Origin of the sequence: Bacteroides finegoldii DSM 17565, assembly GCF_000156195.1 — a bacterium.
Taxonomy (GTDB): Bacteria; Bacteroidota; Bacteroidia; order Bacteroidales; family Bacteroidaceae; genus Bacteroides; species Bacteroides finegoldii.
Genome location: NZ_GG688336.1, coordinates 1 through 17,383, shown reverse-complemented (window position 1 = coordinate 17,383; position 17,383 = coordinate 1). Strand labels below are relative to the sequence as shown.

General features: G+C 43.4%; 16 protein-coding genes and 1 pseudogene. 4 read left to right on the top strand and 13 right to left on the bottom strand.

Annotated features, from left to right (window positions below; translation table 11 throughout):
• Positions 1-43: 43 nt before the first annotated feature.
• From BACFIN_RS01705 to BACFIN_RS01745, 9 genes are all read right to left on the bottom strand, one after another.
• The gene (locus tag BACFIN_RS01705) at positions 44-961 is read right to left on the bottom strand and encodes a TPM domain-containing protein (protein WP_007757727.1); all 918 of its coding nucleotides are present in this window, start codon (positions 959-961) and stop codon (positions 44-46) included.
• A gap of 3 nt (positions 962-964) precedes the next feature.
• The gene (locus BACFIN_RS01710) at positions 965-1,915 is read right to left on the bottom strand and encodes an alpha/beta hydrolase (RefSeq protein WP_007757726.1); all 951 of its coding nucleotides are present in this window, start codon (positions 1,913-1,915) and stop codon (positions 965-967) included.
• A 59-nt stretch (positions 1,916-1,974) separates the two neighbouring features.
• On the bottom strand, positions 1,975-2,721 hold the full coding sequence (locus BACFIN_RS01715; RefSeq protein ID WP_007757723.1) for a shikimate dehydrogenase family protein: 747 nt from the start codon (positions 2,719-2,721) through the stop codon (positions 1,975-1,977).
• 29 nt (positions 2,722-2,750) lie between these two features.
• Positions 2,751-3,488 (bottom strand): bifunctional demethylmenaquinone methyltransferase/2-methoxy-6-polyprenyl-1,4-benzoquinol methylase UbiE, encoded by a 738-nt coding sequence (gene ubiE / locus BACFIN_RS01720; RefSeq protein WP_007757721.1) that lies wholly within the window; start codon positions 3,486-3,488, stop codon positions 2,751-2,753.
• Positions 3,489-3,490: 2 nt separating this feature from the next.
• Positions 3,491-4,435, bottom strand: coding sequence for a phosphoribosylaminoimidazolesuccinocarboxamide synthase (locus tag BACFIN_RS01725; protein WP_007757719.1), 945 nt, complete (start codon positions 4,433-4,435; stop codon positions 3,491-3,493).
• Positions 4,436-4,452: 17 nt separating this feature from the next.
• Positions 4,453-5,427, bottom strand: a complete 975-nt coding sequence (locus BACFIN_RS01730) for a PhoH family protein (RefSeq protein ID WP_007757717.1) — start codon at positions 5,425-5,427, stop codon at positions 4,453-4,455.
• A 102-nt stretch (positions 5,428-5,529) separates the two neighbouring features.
• Positions 5,530-6,207 (bottom strand): DUF5715 family protein, encoded by a 678-nt coding sequence (locus tag BACFIN_RS01735; protein WP_007757715.1) that lies wholly within the window; start codon positions 6,205-6,207, stop codon positions 5,530-5,532.
• A gap of 452 nt (positions 6,208-6,659) precedes the next feature.
• Positions 6,660-8,306, bottom strand: coding sequence for a flotillin family protein (locus tag BACFIN_RS01740; RefSeq protein ID WP_007757713.1), 1,647 nt, complete (start codon positions 8,304-8,306; stop codon positions 6,660-6,662).
• A gap of 21 nt (positions 8,307-8,327) precedes the next feature.
• Positions 8,328-8,825, bottom strand: a complete 498-nt coding sequence (locus BACFIN_RS01745; RefSeq protein ID WP_007757712.1) for a hypothetical protein — start codon at positions 8,823-8,825, stop codon at positions 8,328-8,330.
• A gap of 127 nt (positions 8,826-8,952) precedes the next feature.
• On the opposite strand from BACFIN_RS01745, the gene truA reads away from it, so the two are divergent.
• The 3 genes from truA to BACFIN_RS01760 are packed head-to-tail and all read left to right on the top strand — an operon-like array spanning position 8,953 to position 11,312.
• On the top strand, positions 8,953-9,717 hold the full coding sequence (gene truA / locus BACFIN_RS01750; RefSeq protein WP_007757711.1) for a tRNA pseudouridine(38-40) synthase TruA: 765 nt from the start codon (positions 8,953-8,955) through the stop codon (positions 9,715-9,717).
• A 37-nt stretch (positions 9,718-9,754) separates the two neighbouring features.
• Complete coding sequence (locus BACFIN_RS01755) at positions 9,755-10,654, top strand: DMT family transporter (RefSeq protein WP_007757710.1); 900 nt, start codon at positions 9,755-9,757, stop codon at positions 10,652-10,654.
• 7 nt (positions 10,655-10,661) lie between these two features.
• A complete protein-coding gene (locus BACFIN_RS01760) occupies positions 10,662-11,312 on the top strand; it encodes a DUF3256 family protein (protein WP_007757709.1) in 651 nt (216 codons plus the stop codon).
• A 25-nt stretch (positions 11,313-11,337) separates the two neighbouring features.
• Here the strand turns inward: BACFIN_RS01760 and BACFIN_RS01765 are convergent, their stop codons facing one another.
• The 4 genes from BACFIN_RS01765 to BACFIN_RS0220255 form a co-directional block, all read right to left on the bottom strand.
• Positions 11,338-12,426, bottom strand: a complete 1,089-nt coding sequence (locus tag BACFIN_RS01765) for a phosphotransferase enzyme family protein (RefSeq protein ID WP_007757708.1) — start codon at positions 12,424-12,426, stop codon at positions 11,338-11,340.
• Between the two features lie 30 nt (positions 12,427-12,456).
• Positions 12,457-15,810 (bottom strand): glycoside hydrolase family 2 TIM barrel-domain containing protein, encoded by a 3,354-nt coding sequence (locus tag BACFIN_RS01770; protein ID WP_085961896.1) that lies wholly within the window; start codon positions 15,808-15,810, stop codon positions 12,457-12,459.
• Between the two features lie 72 nt (positions 15,811-15,882).
• On the bottom strand, positions 15,883-16,773 hold the full coding sequence (locus BACFIN_RS01775) for a YitT family protein (RefSeq protein ID WP_007757706.1): 891 nt from the start codon (positions 16,771-16,773) through the stop codon (positions 15,883-15,885).
• A gap of 18 nt (positions 16,774-16,791) precedes the next feature.
• Entirely contained in the window at positions 16,792-16,992 is a 201-nt protein-coding gene (locus tag BACFIN_RS0220255) for a hypothetical protein (protein ID WP_032839957.1), read from the bottom strand.
• A gap of 225 nt (positions 16,993-17,217) precedes the next feature.
• Here BACFIN_RS0220255 and BACFIN_RS24025 point away from each other — a divergent pair.
• A pseudogene (locus BACFIN_RS24025) lies at positions 17,218-17,383 on the top strand (ISAon1 family transposase N-terminal region protein); the annotation flags it as partial.

Genomic DNA, 17,383 nt, shown 5'->3' with positions numbered 1-17,383 from the left:
GTTTCCTTGACTTTTCTAGGTTTTAGTTGGAGTCGTGAATTGACTAGAATCGTGAACCGGCACCACCTCCTCCGCCCATTCCTCCACCGAAGCTGCCTCCACCAAAACTGCCTCCGCCTCCGAAACTTCTGCCTCCGCCGAAACCACCAATAAACGGACCGCCACCACCTCGGTGATGATAATCATTGTCATAACTTTGTTGGCGACGTGTGAGGGTATGACCGCAATTTCTACACGTGTAAGTGATGTCTTCGGTTCTTACGCCATTGACTTTGGAGATCAGCCGACTACCGCTTCTTTGTAACGTGTGTTTTCCGCATTTCGGACAACGGCTTTGCTTGCGTGCGGAAAGGAAAGCGATACCTCCACCAATCAGTATAAAGAAAAATACGGCGAGGATGAAATCGAATGAACCTCCGTTATTGGTTGAACCGGAAAGAGAATCGTTCTCCATATAACCGTCAAGGACTTGGCAAGTCGCTTTCAAACCGGCCACCATTCCGGCATTCCAATTCCCGTCTTTCAGATACGGAATCATGTATTTCGTCTGAATCCTCTTGCAGATAGCGTCGGGGAGAACTCCTTCCAGACCGTATCCGGTATAAAATTGAATGCAGCGTTGGTCGGTTACTAATAGAATAACCAAACCGTTATTCTTATCTTTCTTTCCTACACCCCATTGATTGAGCAGTTGATGACAGAAATCGAAACAATCTTCCTCTCCAATGGAGGGAACCACTGCAACGACCGTCTCAATACCGGTTTGCAGTTCTAAAGCATAAAGCATGGAATCTATACTATCACAGGCTGCTTTTGACAGTATTCCCGCAGGATTGCATACATATTGCGTCTTATTCTGTAAGTGGACTTTCGGAAGATTGTCTACTGTGTACACTTTCTCTTGAGCCCGTAAGGGGATCAGCAAGAAAGTAATAGCTATGAATGTGAATATTAATTTCATCGTTTAATGAATATATTGCCCGACAAACTTACGGACTTTATCTGTGTATTCCTGTTTATTCTCTTTGTATGAAAGGGCGTGAGCCGCACCTGGTACTATCCAAAGTTCTTTAGGTTCCGGTTTTGCTTCGTAAAGCGGATAAACCATCCAAGTCGGAACGTATGTATCTTTGTCACCGTGGATAAACAACATCGGCAGTTGGCATTTTGCTACTTGTTTCAGCGAAGAGGCCTCTTTGAAATTCCATCCGTACTTCTTTTCGCATAGCCAACTGGTGGTATACATCAAAGGGAAAGGAGGGAGACCGAAAGAACTTTTCAGCTCATGGGAAAATTCATCCCACACACTGGTATAACCGCAATCTTCCACAAAGCACTTGACGAAAGGCTGCTGCTCCTCACCGGATACCATCATTGTGGTTGCGCCTCCCATCGAAATACCATGCACTACCATCTGCGTGCTGTCTCCAAAGATACTATTGGTGATGTTCATCCATTGCAATACATCCAGACGGTCTTTCCATCCCATCTGAATGGCCCGACCTTCACTTTCGCCTTGGTGCTGAAGGTCGGGAAGCAAAATGTTGAAGCCTAAATCCCGATTGTAGAGGTAACCGATCATAAACATACGGATAGCATTATCCGTATATCCGTGTACAATAACTGCGGTTTTGTTTGTGGGTCTGGGAGCAGCCACATAGTAAGCATGAAGCTGTATGCCGTGCGGGTTGACGATAAAAGTGTCTTTCAGGGCATTTACTTGTCGCAGACTATCTACCCACGAACGCAGAAAAGGATAGTTTCTGTACATAAAAGGATAAGAATCAGCGTCTTTAGACAATATCTTGCCATCCGGCGTCAGAGATAAATTCAACATATAGAAACTTCCTCCAATGGTACAACCGGTCAATATCAACATGACAACGATAATGCTATAGATAACTTTTCTCCTCATAATTGTACCTCTTTGATTTGCCCCTGACTTCTTCTGCCGAGAGTGAGGGGAAATGTGATTTACTTATGCCAGATTTCCCAAGCGGCGAATGCTTGAAGAAGCAACATTTCCAGACCGTTTTTGACAACGGCTCCTTGTGCTTCACCCTTTTTCATAAAAAGGGTAACATTCGGATTATATAACAAATCGTAGAGCAAATGGTTTGGAGTTACTAGATTGTATGGGATATTCGGGCAGAAATCGACCTTAGGAAACATACCTACGGGAGTAGTGTTGACGATAATCGTATGTTCCGCCATGATTTCGGGGGTTAGCTCTTCGTAAGTCAGCATATTGTCCGCTTTATGAGTGCGTGAAACGAATACACTTTCGATTCCCAGATTTTTAAGTCCATGATAGACTGCTTTGGAGGCCCCGCCGGTACCTAGAATCAAGGCTTTCTTGTGATGGGGTTGCAATAAAGGCTGTATGGATTGGGAAAATCCGATAATGTCAGAGTTATAACCTACTAATTTTACTTTACCTTTTGGTTGGCGGATGATTTTAATCACGTTTACTGCGCCTATCTTTGCCGTGTCACGATCGAGTTCATCCAGGAAAGGAATTACTTGCTCCTTGTAAGGAATGGTGACATTGAGTCCGCATAAATTGGGGTTCTCTTCGATGACTTCCATGAAGTTATTGATACTGGGAATCTCGAAATTCACATACTCTGCATCGATACCCTCGGATTTGAATTTCTCATTAAAGTATCCGATAGAAAATGAATGTCTCAGAGGATAACCGATTAAACCATATTTTTCCATAAAAGAAAAGGATTAAATTAATTAACTCACTATTTTGTCGCAGTATAAAGAGTGCAGATACCAAAGGTCAGCCGCTTGAAACTCACTTCGCCGAATCCGGCTTTTGAAAGAACTCCTTTCATTATTTCCCCTTGCGGAAATACTTTGATGGTGTCCGGCAAATAATGGTAAGCGCTGTTGTCTTTGGAGAGAAGTTTGCCCAGTAACGGAATGACGATTTTTGAGTAGATGGAGAATAGTTGCTTCATCGGAAAGCGCTCCGGAGTGGTTAGCTCCAGAATCACAAGATGGCCTCCCGGTTTCAGTACACGGCACATCTCGGAGAGACCTTTGTCGAGGTCTTCGAAGTTGCGGATACCGAAAGCTACGGTAATAGCGTCAAAGTCATTGTCGGCAAAAGAGAGTGAAGTACAGTCCTCCCGGGCAAAAGATATTTTGTCCGAGAGTCCTTCCTTCTTTACTTTTTCACGCCCCACATTCATCATACCTTCCGATATATCCGTGCCGATTAACTCAGCGGGTTGCAGCTCGCGGCAGGCAAGGATGGCAAAATCTCCTGTGCCGGTAGCTACATCCATCATACGTTGCGGATGGAAAGGGCGAAGCCAGGCTATGGCCTTACGTCTCCAACTGCGGTCTATCCCTAAGGATAAGGTGTGATTCAACTTATCGTAGGCATGTGCGATGTTGTCGAACATACGTTCCACCTGCTCGGTTTTCTTTCCTTCCTTGTCGTAAGGTTTGATATGTTGTTGCGGGTAATCCATTCTTATTCAGTCAAGAAATTCATAACGTTCTTTTCGATACGTTCAGCAATATTGCTGGTATCTTCTTTTACAAATTTCTCACCGGTGATGTTCTCGAACAATTCGATATAACGGTCGCTGATGCTCTGTACGATAGCCGGAGTCATTTCGGGCACTTTCTGACCTTCTTTACCCTGGAAACCGTTCTCCATCAACCATTCGCGGACGAATTCTTTAGAAAGCTGTTTCTGCGGTTCGCCTTTTTCGAAGCGTTCCTGATAACCTTCAGAGTAAAAATAACGGCTTGAGTCCGGTGTGTGGATTTCGTCCATCAGATAGATGGTACCGTTATGCTTACCGAATTCGTATTTTGTATCTACGAGAATCAGTCCGCGCTCCGCTGCGATTTCAGTGCCGCGTTTGAAGAGAGCTAATGTGTATTTTTCGAGAACCTCATATTCTTCCGGAGTAGCCAGTCCTTGTTTCAGGATTTCTTCTTTGGAGATGTCTTCGTCGTGCAATCCCATTTCGGCTTTTGTAGTCGGAGTGATGATTGGTTCCGGAAATTTTTCGTTTTCACGCATTCCGTCCGGTAACTTCACACCGCAAATTTCGCGTACACCGCTTTTGTAAGCACGCCATGCGCTGCCGCAGAGATAGCCGCGTACAATCATTTCTACCGGGAAGCCTTCGCACAATACACCTACCGTTACCATCGGGTCCGGAGTAGCCAGTTTCCAGTTCGGGCAAATGTCAGTAGTGGCGTCAAGGAATTTAGCTGCAATCTGGTTCAGCATTTGTCCTTTGTAAGGGATACCTTCGGGCAGTACTACATCAAAGGCCGAAATACGGTCGGTTGCTACCATGACGAGTTTTTCGCCGTTGATGTTGTACACATCGCGCACTTTTCCGTGATACACACTTTTCTGTCCCGGAAAGTTGAAATCTGTTTTTGTTAATGCTTTCATAATGATATATATTAAAATTATGTTTCTTTATTTTCACCATTCCGTTCGGCTTTCGCTTCTTTGTCGAATTTTTCGTAAGCATCCACGATACGTTCCACCAGTTTATGGCGTACGATATCCTTTTTACTCAGTTCAACAAAACTGATACCTTTCACTCCTTTCAAGATACGGAGGGCTTGCACCAGTCCCGATGTTTGTGAAGCGGGGAGGTCGATCTGTGTCATGTCTCCCGTCACAATCATTTTGGTGTTCATACCCATACGGGTAAGGAACATTTTGATTTGTTGCGTAGTGGTGTTTTGGGCTTCATCCAAGATTACGACTGCGTCATTCAGTGTGCGTCCGCGCATAAAGGCTAACGGAGCAATCTGGATAACGTTCAATTCCATGTATTCCTTTAACTTGGCGGCAGGTATCATGTCTTGCAAGGCATCATATAAAGGTTGCAAGTATGGGTCGATCTTATCTTTCATGTCGCCGGGCAGGAAACCGAGCTTTTCTCCGGCTTCTACGGCGGGGCGGCTAAGGATGATTTTCTTGATTTCTTTATTCTTCAGTGCGCGTACGGCAAGGGCGATAGCGGTATATGTCTTTCCCGAACCCGCCGGACCGATGGCGAATACCATATCATTCTTGGCAAATCCTTCTACCAGTTTCAGTTGGTTTTCACTTCGGGGGATGATGGGTTTTCCTGTGACGCTGAATACAATCACGTTCCCGGTTTGCTCTGCTTGCGGGGCATTTCCTTTTATAATGTCAATGATAACCTCTTCTTTCAGAGAGTTATATTCGGCACAGTATTTCTCAAGTTTGGTGATATTTTCTTCGAAAGCACACATTTCTTCCTCATCGCCCAGCACTTTGATGACATTACCTCGGGCAACTATGCGTAGCTTCGGATATAAAGCTTTAATTAACTGTATGTTGGCGTTGTTTACGCCGTAAAAAATAACCGGATCAATGTCCTCAAGAACAATCAGTTTCTCTATCATTCAATTGTATTAAAGAAAAATTTCTGCAAATTTAATGAAACGTTTTGGATTCTCTGATTGTTTAGGGGCGAATTTTATTGCAATTTACATTCATTTCTTACGTCACCTGGCCGTAATATGGAAACAACCTTGCTTCAGCTCATATTTAATATAGCATTTTTCAGCTTTCCGCAAGTCTCTCAATACCTCTGACAGGACGAGTTTAAGGGTGTCTGCGCTGACATCCTGTAAGGGACGTCCGTCTTCATCTTCTACTTTCTTGAAGCGTTTCCAACTTACATCGAAAGTAGCCCCGAAACAATGTGCCGAATTGACGGAAGCATTTCCGTTGCGGCGGCGGAGACGCTTCACATCGTTTTGTGTACGCAGCACGGATGTGACAATCACTTGATTCGGGTTCAACCCTTTGGCAGCCAGTGAATCGAGAAAGTTGGAGCCGATTGTATCGAGCAATGCGCTGGCACGTGGAACGAGGTAGGGGATGGAGTGCGTTAATGAATCTACTGTATAGAAATCATTATCAGTGATATGAGTCAGCTTTTCTTTCATAGCTTCCGCTTCCTCTCGGTCTGCCAACGGGTTGATACCTATCTTTTTAGCGACTTTGAGATGTGCATCGTTCAAATCAGGGAAAGAGCGTTTGTAACTGACAACGCCACGAATGTTGCGGGGCTCATTCAGTTTCAGTGACATATCTTTCTTTTTGCACCCTGAAGTGAATGTCGTGAAGCTAATAACTAGTAAAAATAGTGGTAGTATGCGAAGCTTGTAAATAGTCATTTTGTCTTTTTGCCCGCAAATATACGCTATTTTTCCATACGTTCTATGCTTTGCATTATTTCCGCTGCATATTCATAACGTACTAGGTTTTGAATTAAACAATGATAGCCTTCTTATTCTTATTGATTTCTATAGGCATTCTTTTATAATCGATTCACTATTTAGACTCATTTCATTCGTTACTTTTACTTCGTATAACTATAGTGTACTTTGCGTATGACTATAGTTATACGTAAGGAAGACTATAGTTACTCTTGCGGAATACTATAGTCAAACGCAAAAAGAATAAGTAACGCGGCTAATCTGATTAGGCAGAAAAAGAAATAAAAATAGTATTTGGCTCCTTTCCGCACCGTTTTTATACTGATTCGTATATATGATAAAAGTGCGCTGATGAGAATAAGACTTTTCTTTTTCTCATCAGCGCACTTTACTAAACTAATAAATTCGGATTATTTCTTTTTTTCTTCAGCTTTCGTTGCGGGCTTTTCTTCCGTTTTATTTTCCGGATTAATGATACCTTTCACTGTTTCACCGATAGGCAACTTGTCCAATACACCGAGACTTGGTGCAACCGTTTTTACTAATGTATTCAAGAAATTGCTTGTTCCTCCGTTTCCGCCGTCAAATACGGTGATATTTCCTAAGTTTATATGTTCGAATGCTTTCACCTGTTCACCGGCAATTTCTTTCCATTGGTCTACCATCTTGTATTGGATGGCGATAGCCGGATTGGATTCGGCAGCTCTTACCATTGCTTCGAAACCTTCCGCTTCGGCAAGTAATGAACGCTTTTTACCTTCTGCTTCCGCTTCCAGTTTCAGTTGGATAGCTTTTGCTTCTGCTTCCGCTTGTGCCAAAGTGGCTTTTGCACGGGCTTCCGCTTCACGGGTTATCTTTTCCGCAATAGCGTTTGCTTGAAGAATAGCTTCCTGCCTGGAGATTTCGGCAGGTACAATCTTTTCCGCCTTTAATGAAGATTCCACTTTCCGGGCTTTTGCTTCTTCTACTTCTTTTTGAGCGATTTCACGGGCTGTTTGTACAGCTGCTTCCGATCTTGCAGCTGCTTCACCGGCTTGCTTATCAGCGTTAGCTTGTGTTACAGCCAAATCCGCATTTGATAAAGCAACCTCTTTTTGTGCGTCATTTCGCCCGATAGCGGCTTTCTTCGCAGCTTCCGCCTGTTTGATTTCCATGTCGGAGTTCAGTTCGGCAATACGACTTTCTTTTTCGGTATTTGCCTGTTCGATACGGATGTTCTTTTCAGCTTCCGCTTTGGCTACTTGAGATTCTTTTTCCGCATTTGCGATGGCTACTTGGGAGATTCTGTCCTTATCTGCATTGGCAACGGAAATTTCCTGCAATTTCTTTGTTTCCGCAATGGCGATATCCTGGTCTTTACGCGTCTCGGCAACCTTTGTTTCCCGTTCTTTTATTTGATTGGCAATCTTAATGGCACCTAATTTTTCCTGTTCCTCGATGTTCGCTTGCGCCTCATTCTGTGCCTTACTTTCGGCTTCCTTACCTAAGTTTACGATATAGTTGGCAGCGTCACGGATATCACTGATATTGATATTCATGAGGTACAGACCGAATTTGCGAAGTTCCGTATCGATATTGTCTTTTACTTTAGAAAGGAACTTGTCGCGGTCGGAGTTCAGTTCTTCAATCGTCATGTCGGCGATAACCAAACGCATCTGCCCATAGACTACATCTGTAATCAGATTCTGTTTGTCGTCCATTGTCAGCCCTAACATACGTTCGGCGGCATTTTGCATCACTTCCGGGTCGGTACTGATGGCTACAGTGATAGTAGTCGGTACATCGACACGTATATTCTGTGCGGAAAGAGCCCCCGTCAGTTTACAGTCGATCTGCATCGGCTTCATTGACAAGAACTCATACCCTTGGATAATCGGCCATACAAAGGCTGCTCCTCCGTGATATAGCTTTGCGGATTTTTTGTCTCTTCCTGTCTTACCGTATACAACGAGGACTTCGTCACTCTTACATTTGCGATAACGAGACAAGATACCGATAAAAGTGAGTAAGATGACCGCCACTAATATAGCGACCATGATTAGAATTTCTTGTGTCATAGATTTGTGTATTTTAAATAGTTACTGAATATACAATGTCCCATTCTGATATCGGGTGATAACCGTATGGTCTCCCGTTTGATACGTCTTTCCCGATTCGGAGATTACGTCCACTTCGCGCATGGCTCCATCCCGTTTTGTCTGTACGGTGTATCTGCCGTCATTTTGCTTGAAGTAGATCGTACATTCGCGTCCGACCAACTGTTCTGTCTGTTCGGAACGGTTTACCTGTTGTAGTTGGAAAGCTTTTTTATACAAGAACCAGACGGCGAGAACGAAACAGAGACCTACAAAGATTGCAACGGCATAGGTTTGAATCTCCGTATTTCCTGCCAAATACATATACCAGCCAAATCCGATTCCGAAATGGGTGAGCCCCTTGAAAGAAACTACGCTGCTGATGTCAGTGTCTACGTCAACATCAGCGTCTATATCTCCGAAGAAGATTGATAGAATAAATTGAATCACAAAAATGCCTGTTGTGACGAGGGCGATAATGAGGAAAATAGTACTGCTCATAATTTGGTACAGTTAGTGAATCATCCATATTGTTTTTCAAATATACGAGTTTATGCGAACTATACAAAGATAAATAAGATAAAATGACTACTTTTGCACGCGAAAATTCAAAAAAGGAGGAATAAGCGTGCAAAGGTATTTTATTTATTTGGCTTATGATGGAACCAACTATCACGGTTGGCAGATTCAACCGAATGGAATTAGTGTGCAGGAATGCTTGATGAACGCATTGTCTACCTTTCTGCGTCGTGAGATAGAAGTTGTGGGAGCGGGGAGAACCGATGCGGGGGTGCACGCCTCTTTGATGGTTGCCCATTTTGACTATGATGAACCGTTGGATACGGAATCCGTTGCCGACAAACTGAATCGTTTGTTACCGCCTGATATTTCTGTTTATCGTGTTTGCCGTGTCCGGCCGGAGGCTCATGCGCGTTTTGATGCGACAGCCCGGACTTACAAATATTATGTGACCACTGCCAAATATCCTTTCAACCGGCAATATCGCTGCAGGGTTTACAGTCCGTTGGATTATGAACGTATGAATGAGGCGGCGAAAGTGCTTTTCGAATATACTGACTTTACGAGTTTCAGCAAATTGCATACGGATGTAAAGACAAATATCTGCCATATTACCCATGCGGAATGGACACGGGAAGAGGACGCCACTTGGGTGTTTACCATCCGGGCCGACCGCTTTTTGCGGAATATGGTGCGTGCCATAGTGGGCACACTGATTGAAGTGGGGCGTGGAAAGCTTTCCATTGAGGGCTTCAGGCGAATTATAGAACAGAAAGACCGTTGCAAAGCCGGGACTTCCGCTCCGGGACAGGCTTTGTTTCTGGTGAATGTGGAATATCCTGATACGATATTCCTTTCTCCTACACACCTTTAATTTTTAATTTTTAATTTTTACTTCTTACTTATTTTCTATGTGGTTATTATTGGCTTTTCTATCAGCTACTTTGTTGGGCTTTTATGATGTATTTAAAAAGAAATCACTGAAAGACAATGCGGTGCTTCCTGTATTGTTCTTGAACACTTTCTTTTCCAGCCTTATCTTCCTGCCGTTTATCCTGTTCTCTATATATGAGCCGAATCTGTTGGAAGGAAGTATATTCAATGTCCCTGTTGCGGGTTGGGAACAGCATAAATATATTATCATCAAGTCATTCATAGTGCTGTCTTCATGGATATTCGGTTATTTCGGGATGAAACATTTGCCTATTACGATCGTAGGACCGATCAATGCCACCCGTCCGGTGATGGTGCTTGTAGGGGCAATGCTCGTGTTTGGCGAGCGGTTGAACCTTTATCAATGGATCGGTGTGCTGCTGGCTGTTGTCTCTTTTTTCATGCTGAGCCGTTCGGGAAAGAAAGAAGGAATCGACTTCAAGCATAATAAATGGATATTCTTTATCGTGCTGGCTGCGATAACGGGAGCTATCAGCGGATTGTATGACAAGTATCTGATGAAGTCATTGAACCCGATGTTGGTGCAGTCTTGGTATAATGTTTATCAGGTTTTTATCATGTGTCCCATTCTGTTATTGCTTTGGTGGCCGAAAAGAAAGTCGACTACCCCTTTTCGCTGGGATTGGACGATTATCCTGATTTCCATTTTCCTCTCTGCAGCCGACTTTGTCTATTTCTATGCATTGAGTTATGATGATTCCATGATTTCCATTGTTTCGATGGTTCGTCGGGGAAGTGTAATTGTTTCTTTCATTTTCGGTGCGCTTTTCTTCCGTGAAAAGAATTTAAAAAGCAAAGCGATTGACCTTATACTAGTGTTAATCGGAATGATATTCTTATATTTGGGGACTAAATAAGATAAATATGAAAATAAATAAATTAGCAGTCGCTATCTTTTTTTCTGTTGCCGGGAGCATTTCTATGACTTCTCTTCAGGCGCAAGAAGCTAAAACCGTATTTGTGAATATGCCGGATTCTTTGAGTACTCTGCTGACCAAAGTAAATCGTGAAGACTGTATCGACTTTCTGGAAAGTAAGATGAGGGCACAGGTAGAGAACCGATTCGGTAAGAAATCGGAAATGACGGATTTAAGTAAAGACTATATCCGTATGCAGATGTCTCCACAGACTACGTGGCAAATGAAATTATTAGCGTTGAACGATACGACGAATATTATTTGTACTATTTCTACGGCTTGCGCTCCTGCTTGCGACAGCCGTATTCACTTTTATACTACCGACTGGCAACCGCTTGCAGCTTCTCAGTTTGTCACTTTACCGATATTGAACGATTTCCTGAATACTCCGGAACCGACAGCTGTTTATGAATTTGATGAGGCTAGCCGTCCGGCAGATATGCTACTGATGAAAGCTGACTTTAATAAAGAGAATACAGAGCTGACCGTTACATTGACCACTCCCGATTATATGTCAAAAGAAACGGCAGAGAAATTGAAGCCGTTTCTCCGCCGTCCTATTGTTTATCGCTGGGAGAATGGAGCTTTTACCAGGTAAACTCTCCACTCTCAATTCTCCACTCTCAACTTTTTAAGCATTCGTTGATGAATTCCACCATTTCCGGTGTGTGAGCTTCTACGCTTTGCAATAACTTGAATTGTGCTTTGGTGCGAACCAAGTTATGTTCGGGATATTTAATCTTATAGTAAGTATCTCCATTGATGTAATCAGCCAAGAACCGTACACACTGCATATAAGGGAATAGTGCGGCTGCATAAGGAAGATTCTCGATCTCTATCGGAGTCAGGAATGACTTGGCGCCTTCCAGATAGCCTTTTGTAAATGCCTTGAATATTTCCATATTGAAGTTGACACGATCCAAATCCTTGTCGTCCTCGTCACCCGTATTAGCTCCCGTACGGAGGAAATCACCGTAGTCGGAGAAGATAAAGCTGGGCATTACCGTATCCAAGTCAATGACGCATAACACTTTGCCATCTTCGTCGAACATCATATTATTAACTTTCGTATCGCAATGGCAGACTCGTTTGGGGAGTTTACCTTCCCGATACAGACGTTCCGCTTTACACATTTCGTCTGCACGTTTTTCTATTTCATCCAGATAGTACTGTACTTCTGCCACTCTTCCGGCTGCATTCGCTGTAACAGCGTCACGAAGTTGTTTGAGACGGAACTCCATGTTGTGGAAGTCGGGAATCGTTTCTCCCAGTGTTTCCGGAATATCGGCTAGCATAGCCTGGAAATTACCGAATGCTTTTCCGGCATAATTTGAATATTCGGGATTGACCGTCTCGTAGGTCTTTGCACGTGGGATGAATACCATCACACGCCAGTAACTTTCACCGTCGAACCAATATGTCTTGCCTTCTTCCGTTTCGAGGAAGTTCAACACCTTGCGGTCAATATCCGCTTCGCCTGCTTCTGTCAGTTTTTTGCGTATATGTCCTGTAACGGAGGATATATTTGCTTGAAGCATTTCTACATTCTGAAAGATAGCATGATTGATGCGTTGCAGGACATAGTCGGGGGCGTCTACCTCTTTGGTGTTTACTTTATAGGTGTCGTTGATAAGTCCTGTTCCTAAAGGCTTGATCTCTTCTACTGTACCTTGAACTTTGAATTTAGCTACAATGCCAGATAAATCTTTCATGGGTCTTTTCTTTAAAAATTTATACTAAGGTTATCGATAATCATATTTAGCGGCTTCATTGGCCTGACCGGGAGAACGGACGGGGACGAGTGTGAATCCCCAATTGTATTCGCGATTGGCCGGAATCTGATAGATTGGTTCCGGACGTGATCCCCAACTGTCATAGCCACCCACGCCTTGTTGCTTCATATCCACACATACTTCCACGAAGTCTCTTGGAGTGATATCATTGACATGATGCATTCTTCTCAGAACGTTACGTGCCGCTTTTTCATTGTGATTGGCAACTTCTTCGGGGGTGAAGTTACTCCATTGGTAAGGATGAGGAAGCGCTTCTTCCGAATCGAAATCTTCGATGGAGTTGCGTAAAGCGTTGAATCCGACTAAGCTGTCGGCTACAATGACCAGCCCCTTGCCTTTGTCCGGAGACAGGGCAATCCAACGTGTATCGGTGCGATGTCCGTTTTCTTGCGGACGAACATAGTTGAAATACATTTTGTCTGCCGTTGTCTTATATACACCGACAACTGTTCCGTGATTACGGTCGGTGTAATTTTCTTCCGGGCCACGACCGAAGTATTGTACGTTATTCATCTGAGCCGGCAGACGGAAACGTACTCCTATGCGTGGAACCTCCAACTTGGAAGCTGCTTTGCGGGCTGCATCACTTCCGGGAGTGAAAGTAGCCATGCGGGTAGCTTCGGAAACTTCCGTTTCTGCCGCTTGCATATCCGTAGAAGTAAACTTGGCATTCACATTGACCACTCCGCTCGGATAGATTTTGTAAGTGACTATATAAAGGTTTCCGGCAGCCAACAAGTAAGTTGCATTTAATGAAACCACTTTATTCTCATTCGTCATGCTGACGTCCGTCACATGGAAATTCTTGCTCGACTCTTTCCAAACTTGTAAACGTTTGGGAGCACCGTTTCCATAATCATTGTCATTGGGAGCACGCCAGAAATTAGGTTGGATACCGAATCCATCTTTGAAATATTCAGTACCGTCTACTTTATAGGAAGTCACCAGGCCGCTTTTCTTATTAAATACGAAATTTACCTTTGAAGACGATACAATGAGTTCATCTCCTTGTGTGGATGTGCTCAGTGCAGGTCCGCTGACTTTATACGTTTCTTTTTCTGCCTGAACAGGAAGTTGGAACTGGTCGTATGCTATTTCATAACCAATCGGAATTAAAGGTTCCGGCTCCACTGTCGTTACGCTGAAGTTGACAAAATATTCTGTTCCCGGCTGTGCTTTCAGCCCATTGACCGGTACTGTGAATTCTTTGGAAGCTTGCGGTTCGATATCCAATGATACCTTGCCGCCTCTTATGATTTTGTTGTTAGCGACCACATTATAATGAATCTGATATTTTTTCAGATTAGTGAAGTAGAAACGATTGGTAATCTTGAATTTGCCGGATGCGATGTCTGTTGCTTCAAATCCTACATTCTGATGTACATACTTCACTTCAGCCATTGCGGGGTGCGGACTTCGGTCGGGGTTTACAAGACCGTTGCAAAGGAAGTTACCGTCGCTGGGCGCATTTACACCGAAATCGCCTCCGTATGCCCAATATTCTTTCCCGTTTTTGTCTTTTTGGAGAATACCTTGATCTACCCAGTCCCAAATATATCCACCCTGAAGATTCGGATACTTATAGATAGCCTGCCACTGTCCCCACAGGTTTCCGGTGGAGTTACCCATAGCGTGCGCATATTCGGAAGGAGCTACAGGACGGTCACTGCCGTTTTTGCCGATACTTTCCAACCAATCGGCACCCGGATATTGAGGAACATACATATCGGAGTTCCATTCCCATTGAGCACGTTCGTAGTTAACGGGGCGTGCCATGATATTCTTATCCGCTTCTTTCAGCCATAGGTAAGTCTGATAGAAGTTATATCCGTTTCCAGCTTCATTGCCCAATGACCAGATGGTAACACTCGGATAGTTTTTGTTACGTTCGAACATATTGATCGTACGGTCCATGTGTGGTTTCAGCCATTCGGGGTTGTTACCCAGTGTGCCGCCTTTACGGAGATCGTAGTACATTCCATGACTTTCTATGTTTGCCTCGTCATAGACGTACAGCCCGTATTCGTCGCAAAGTTCGTAGAAGCGGCGGTCTTGTGGATAGTGGCAAAGACGTACGCTGTTCAAGTTATGTCGTTTCATCAGCTCGAAGTCACGACGCATCAAATCCTCTGGTACGTAATGTCCTGTAGCTGGGTTGTGTTCATGGATATTCACCCCTTTCAGTTTCAGAGGTTGACCGTTGATGAATAAGCAGACATACGGCTGTCCGTTGGCGGCTTTTTGTTCGATCGGCTTAATCTCGATGCGGCGGAAACCGATATTGAAAGGAACCATTTCCACAATTTTCTCTCCGTTCTTGATATACATCAGCAGTTTGTAGAGATTGGGGTGTTCTGAGGTCCATGTCTTTACATCGGGTATCTCTATTTCCGTATGTCCGAAGAGAGAAATCGTACTGTTGGCGTTGAATGCGGAATTCTTTTCGCTTTCGGCGATTACCTTATTTGTTTTCGGATCAAAAACCTTATATCCGATAATATAATCTTTGGAAGTTTGAGAACCGGTATTGCGGATATCCATAGTCAACTTGAAGATACCATTTTTATAAGTATCATCCAATGTCGATGTTACCCGGAAATCCTTGATTGCCACTTTGGGCTGTGAATAGAGGTATACGTCACGTTCGATACCACTTATACGCCAAAAGTCCTGACATTCGAGATAAGAACCCGTACTCCAACGGAAGATCTTTAGGGTGAGTACGTTCTTGCCGGGTTTCACATATTTGTTGATAAGGAATTCAGCGGGATTCTTGGAATCTTCGCTATATCCCACTTCCTGTCCGTTGATATATACGTATACACCGGATTTGACTCCGGCTAGATGTAGGTAGATATCCCGTCCGTCCCAATTGGAGGGAATGTCGATATTCCGGCGGTATACTCCTACCGGATTCGCTTCGGGCAGAGTAGGGGGCTGAGGGTTACGCGGTTTGAACTCGTATCCGTGGTTCGTGTAGATGGCTGTTCCATGTCCTTGTACTTCCCAGTTACCGGGTACTTGAATATCATCCCACGATTCTGTGCTGATATTCGGATCGGTAATGTTATCAGGAAGTTTTTTATAGGAATCTACAAAAAAGAACTTCCATGTTCCATTCAATAAGCGGTAATATTTGCTTCGCTCAAACTTGCCGCTTAGCGCATCGTCGCGGTTGTCATACGTCATAAACACAGTACGGGGGTACTCTTTGTTGACTGCAACTACTTGCACGTCTTGCCAATAAGGCTTTACAGCGTTTTCAGCCGTCGCATTAAATGTTGTCAGGGAAACGATTCCCATGAAAATGCCTGTTAATAACTTGGGGGTTGGTCGAAATTTCATGTTTTTCAATATTGGTTTTTCATTTCTTGTTTATTTTATTTTTATATGATCAAATCCTTCTCCATACACTCCGATGACTGCACTTTGTGAAACAAAAGCATTCGGGTCTATATCTTTAATCAACCGGAATATGATAGGTGATTCCCGTTTTTTCGCTAATACGAACATCATCTTCACTTCACGTCCCGTATAAAAACCGGTTGCATTGATAATCGTCACTCCCCGATGTGGATATTCGTTAATACACCGCCCTATTTCTTCATATTTGTTGGATATGATAAAGAATTGTACGGATTGGCGTGCGCTGTTCACTACCTGGTCAAGAACGAAACTACAAATATATAGAGTTACAAATCCATACACCACTTTTTCCCAGTCTTTTAAGACAAAATAACTGGAAGAGATAATAATCATATCACAAATTAATACAACTCGTCCTAAAGTGATGTCTCTATATTTGTTGATGATGGCAGCGATAATGTCTGTTCCGCCTGTACTTCCGTTGGATGAAAAGGCTACACCGATACCACCTCCGCAAAACGAGGCTCCTATGACACATGCCATGAACGGCTGGTCGTGAAGCAGACTGATACCTGTCGCCATCTTTTGAATAACAGACAAAAAGAAGGTCAAAGTGAATACTCCAAAGATCGTTTTGATACAGAACTTCAACCCTAATAATTTAAGGGCAAGCAAAAGCAAGAAAAAGTTGATGGCGAAATACGTGTATTGCACGGGGAAGCCGGTAGCCCAATATACGATAGATGCGATACCCGGCACTCCTCCGGTGGTTATATCGTTAGGTAGTAAGAATACTGTCCAACCGATGCCGTACAAAATCATGCCGACGGCAATCATTACATAATCTCTGGCTTCACGGATAATGCTCTGTTTGGAGGGTTTTGGAATAGCTGTCTTCATAAATGTATTTACTTTGTTTCATCCGCCATGTGTGAAAACGGGGATTTCAGCCGGAGATGAATTGTTCTCGATGGAAAGTCTGTTCAGTTCGGTGGGGCGGGTAGGAGTTGCCACTTTGGGAACGAAAGCTGCTTGAGTTTTAGGTGGGTGTGTGCAGCTATCATGCCAGGTTAGCAGTGCCAGACCGATTGCAGTAACTGTAAGTAGTCTTTTCATCATATTTTATTTTTTAATAAGGGTTACTCCTCTTTTCATTTGAGTGTCAAAAGTAATAATTTTATTCATATTTCAAGTAGAAAATAGATATTACTTTTTTCTTAATCATTTGTACTTGTATGGAGCTTTGATAATATTTTTTATAATTGCCGTTTGTATAGTGGGTCAATGTAAAAACCTGAGGGGTAAATTTATAAATTGTTATCTTTGTCTCCAAATTCATAGCTTATGGAATTAAACGGTTATCGCCTTCTTCTTCCTGAAGGCACTTTAGACTACTTTGATCTTGTTGATGTGAAGGAAAGTGTAAATGAAGTTGTGTTCTACCTTGAGGAGAAAAATATCGTTCCTGAGAAGTATACAGATCAGGATACTGAGAGTAAAGGCTTTTATG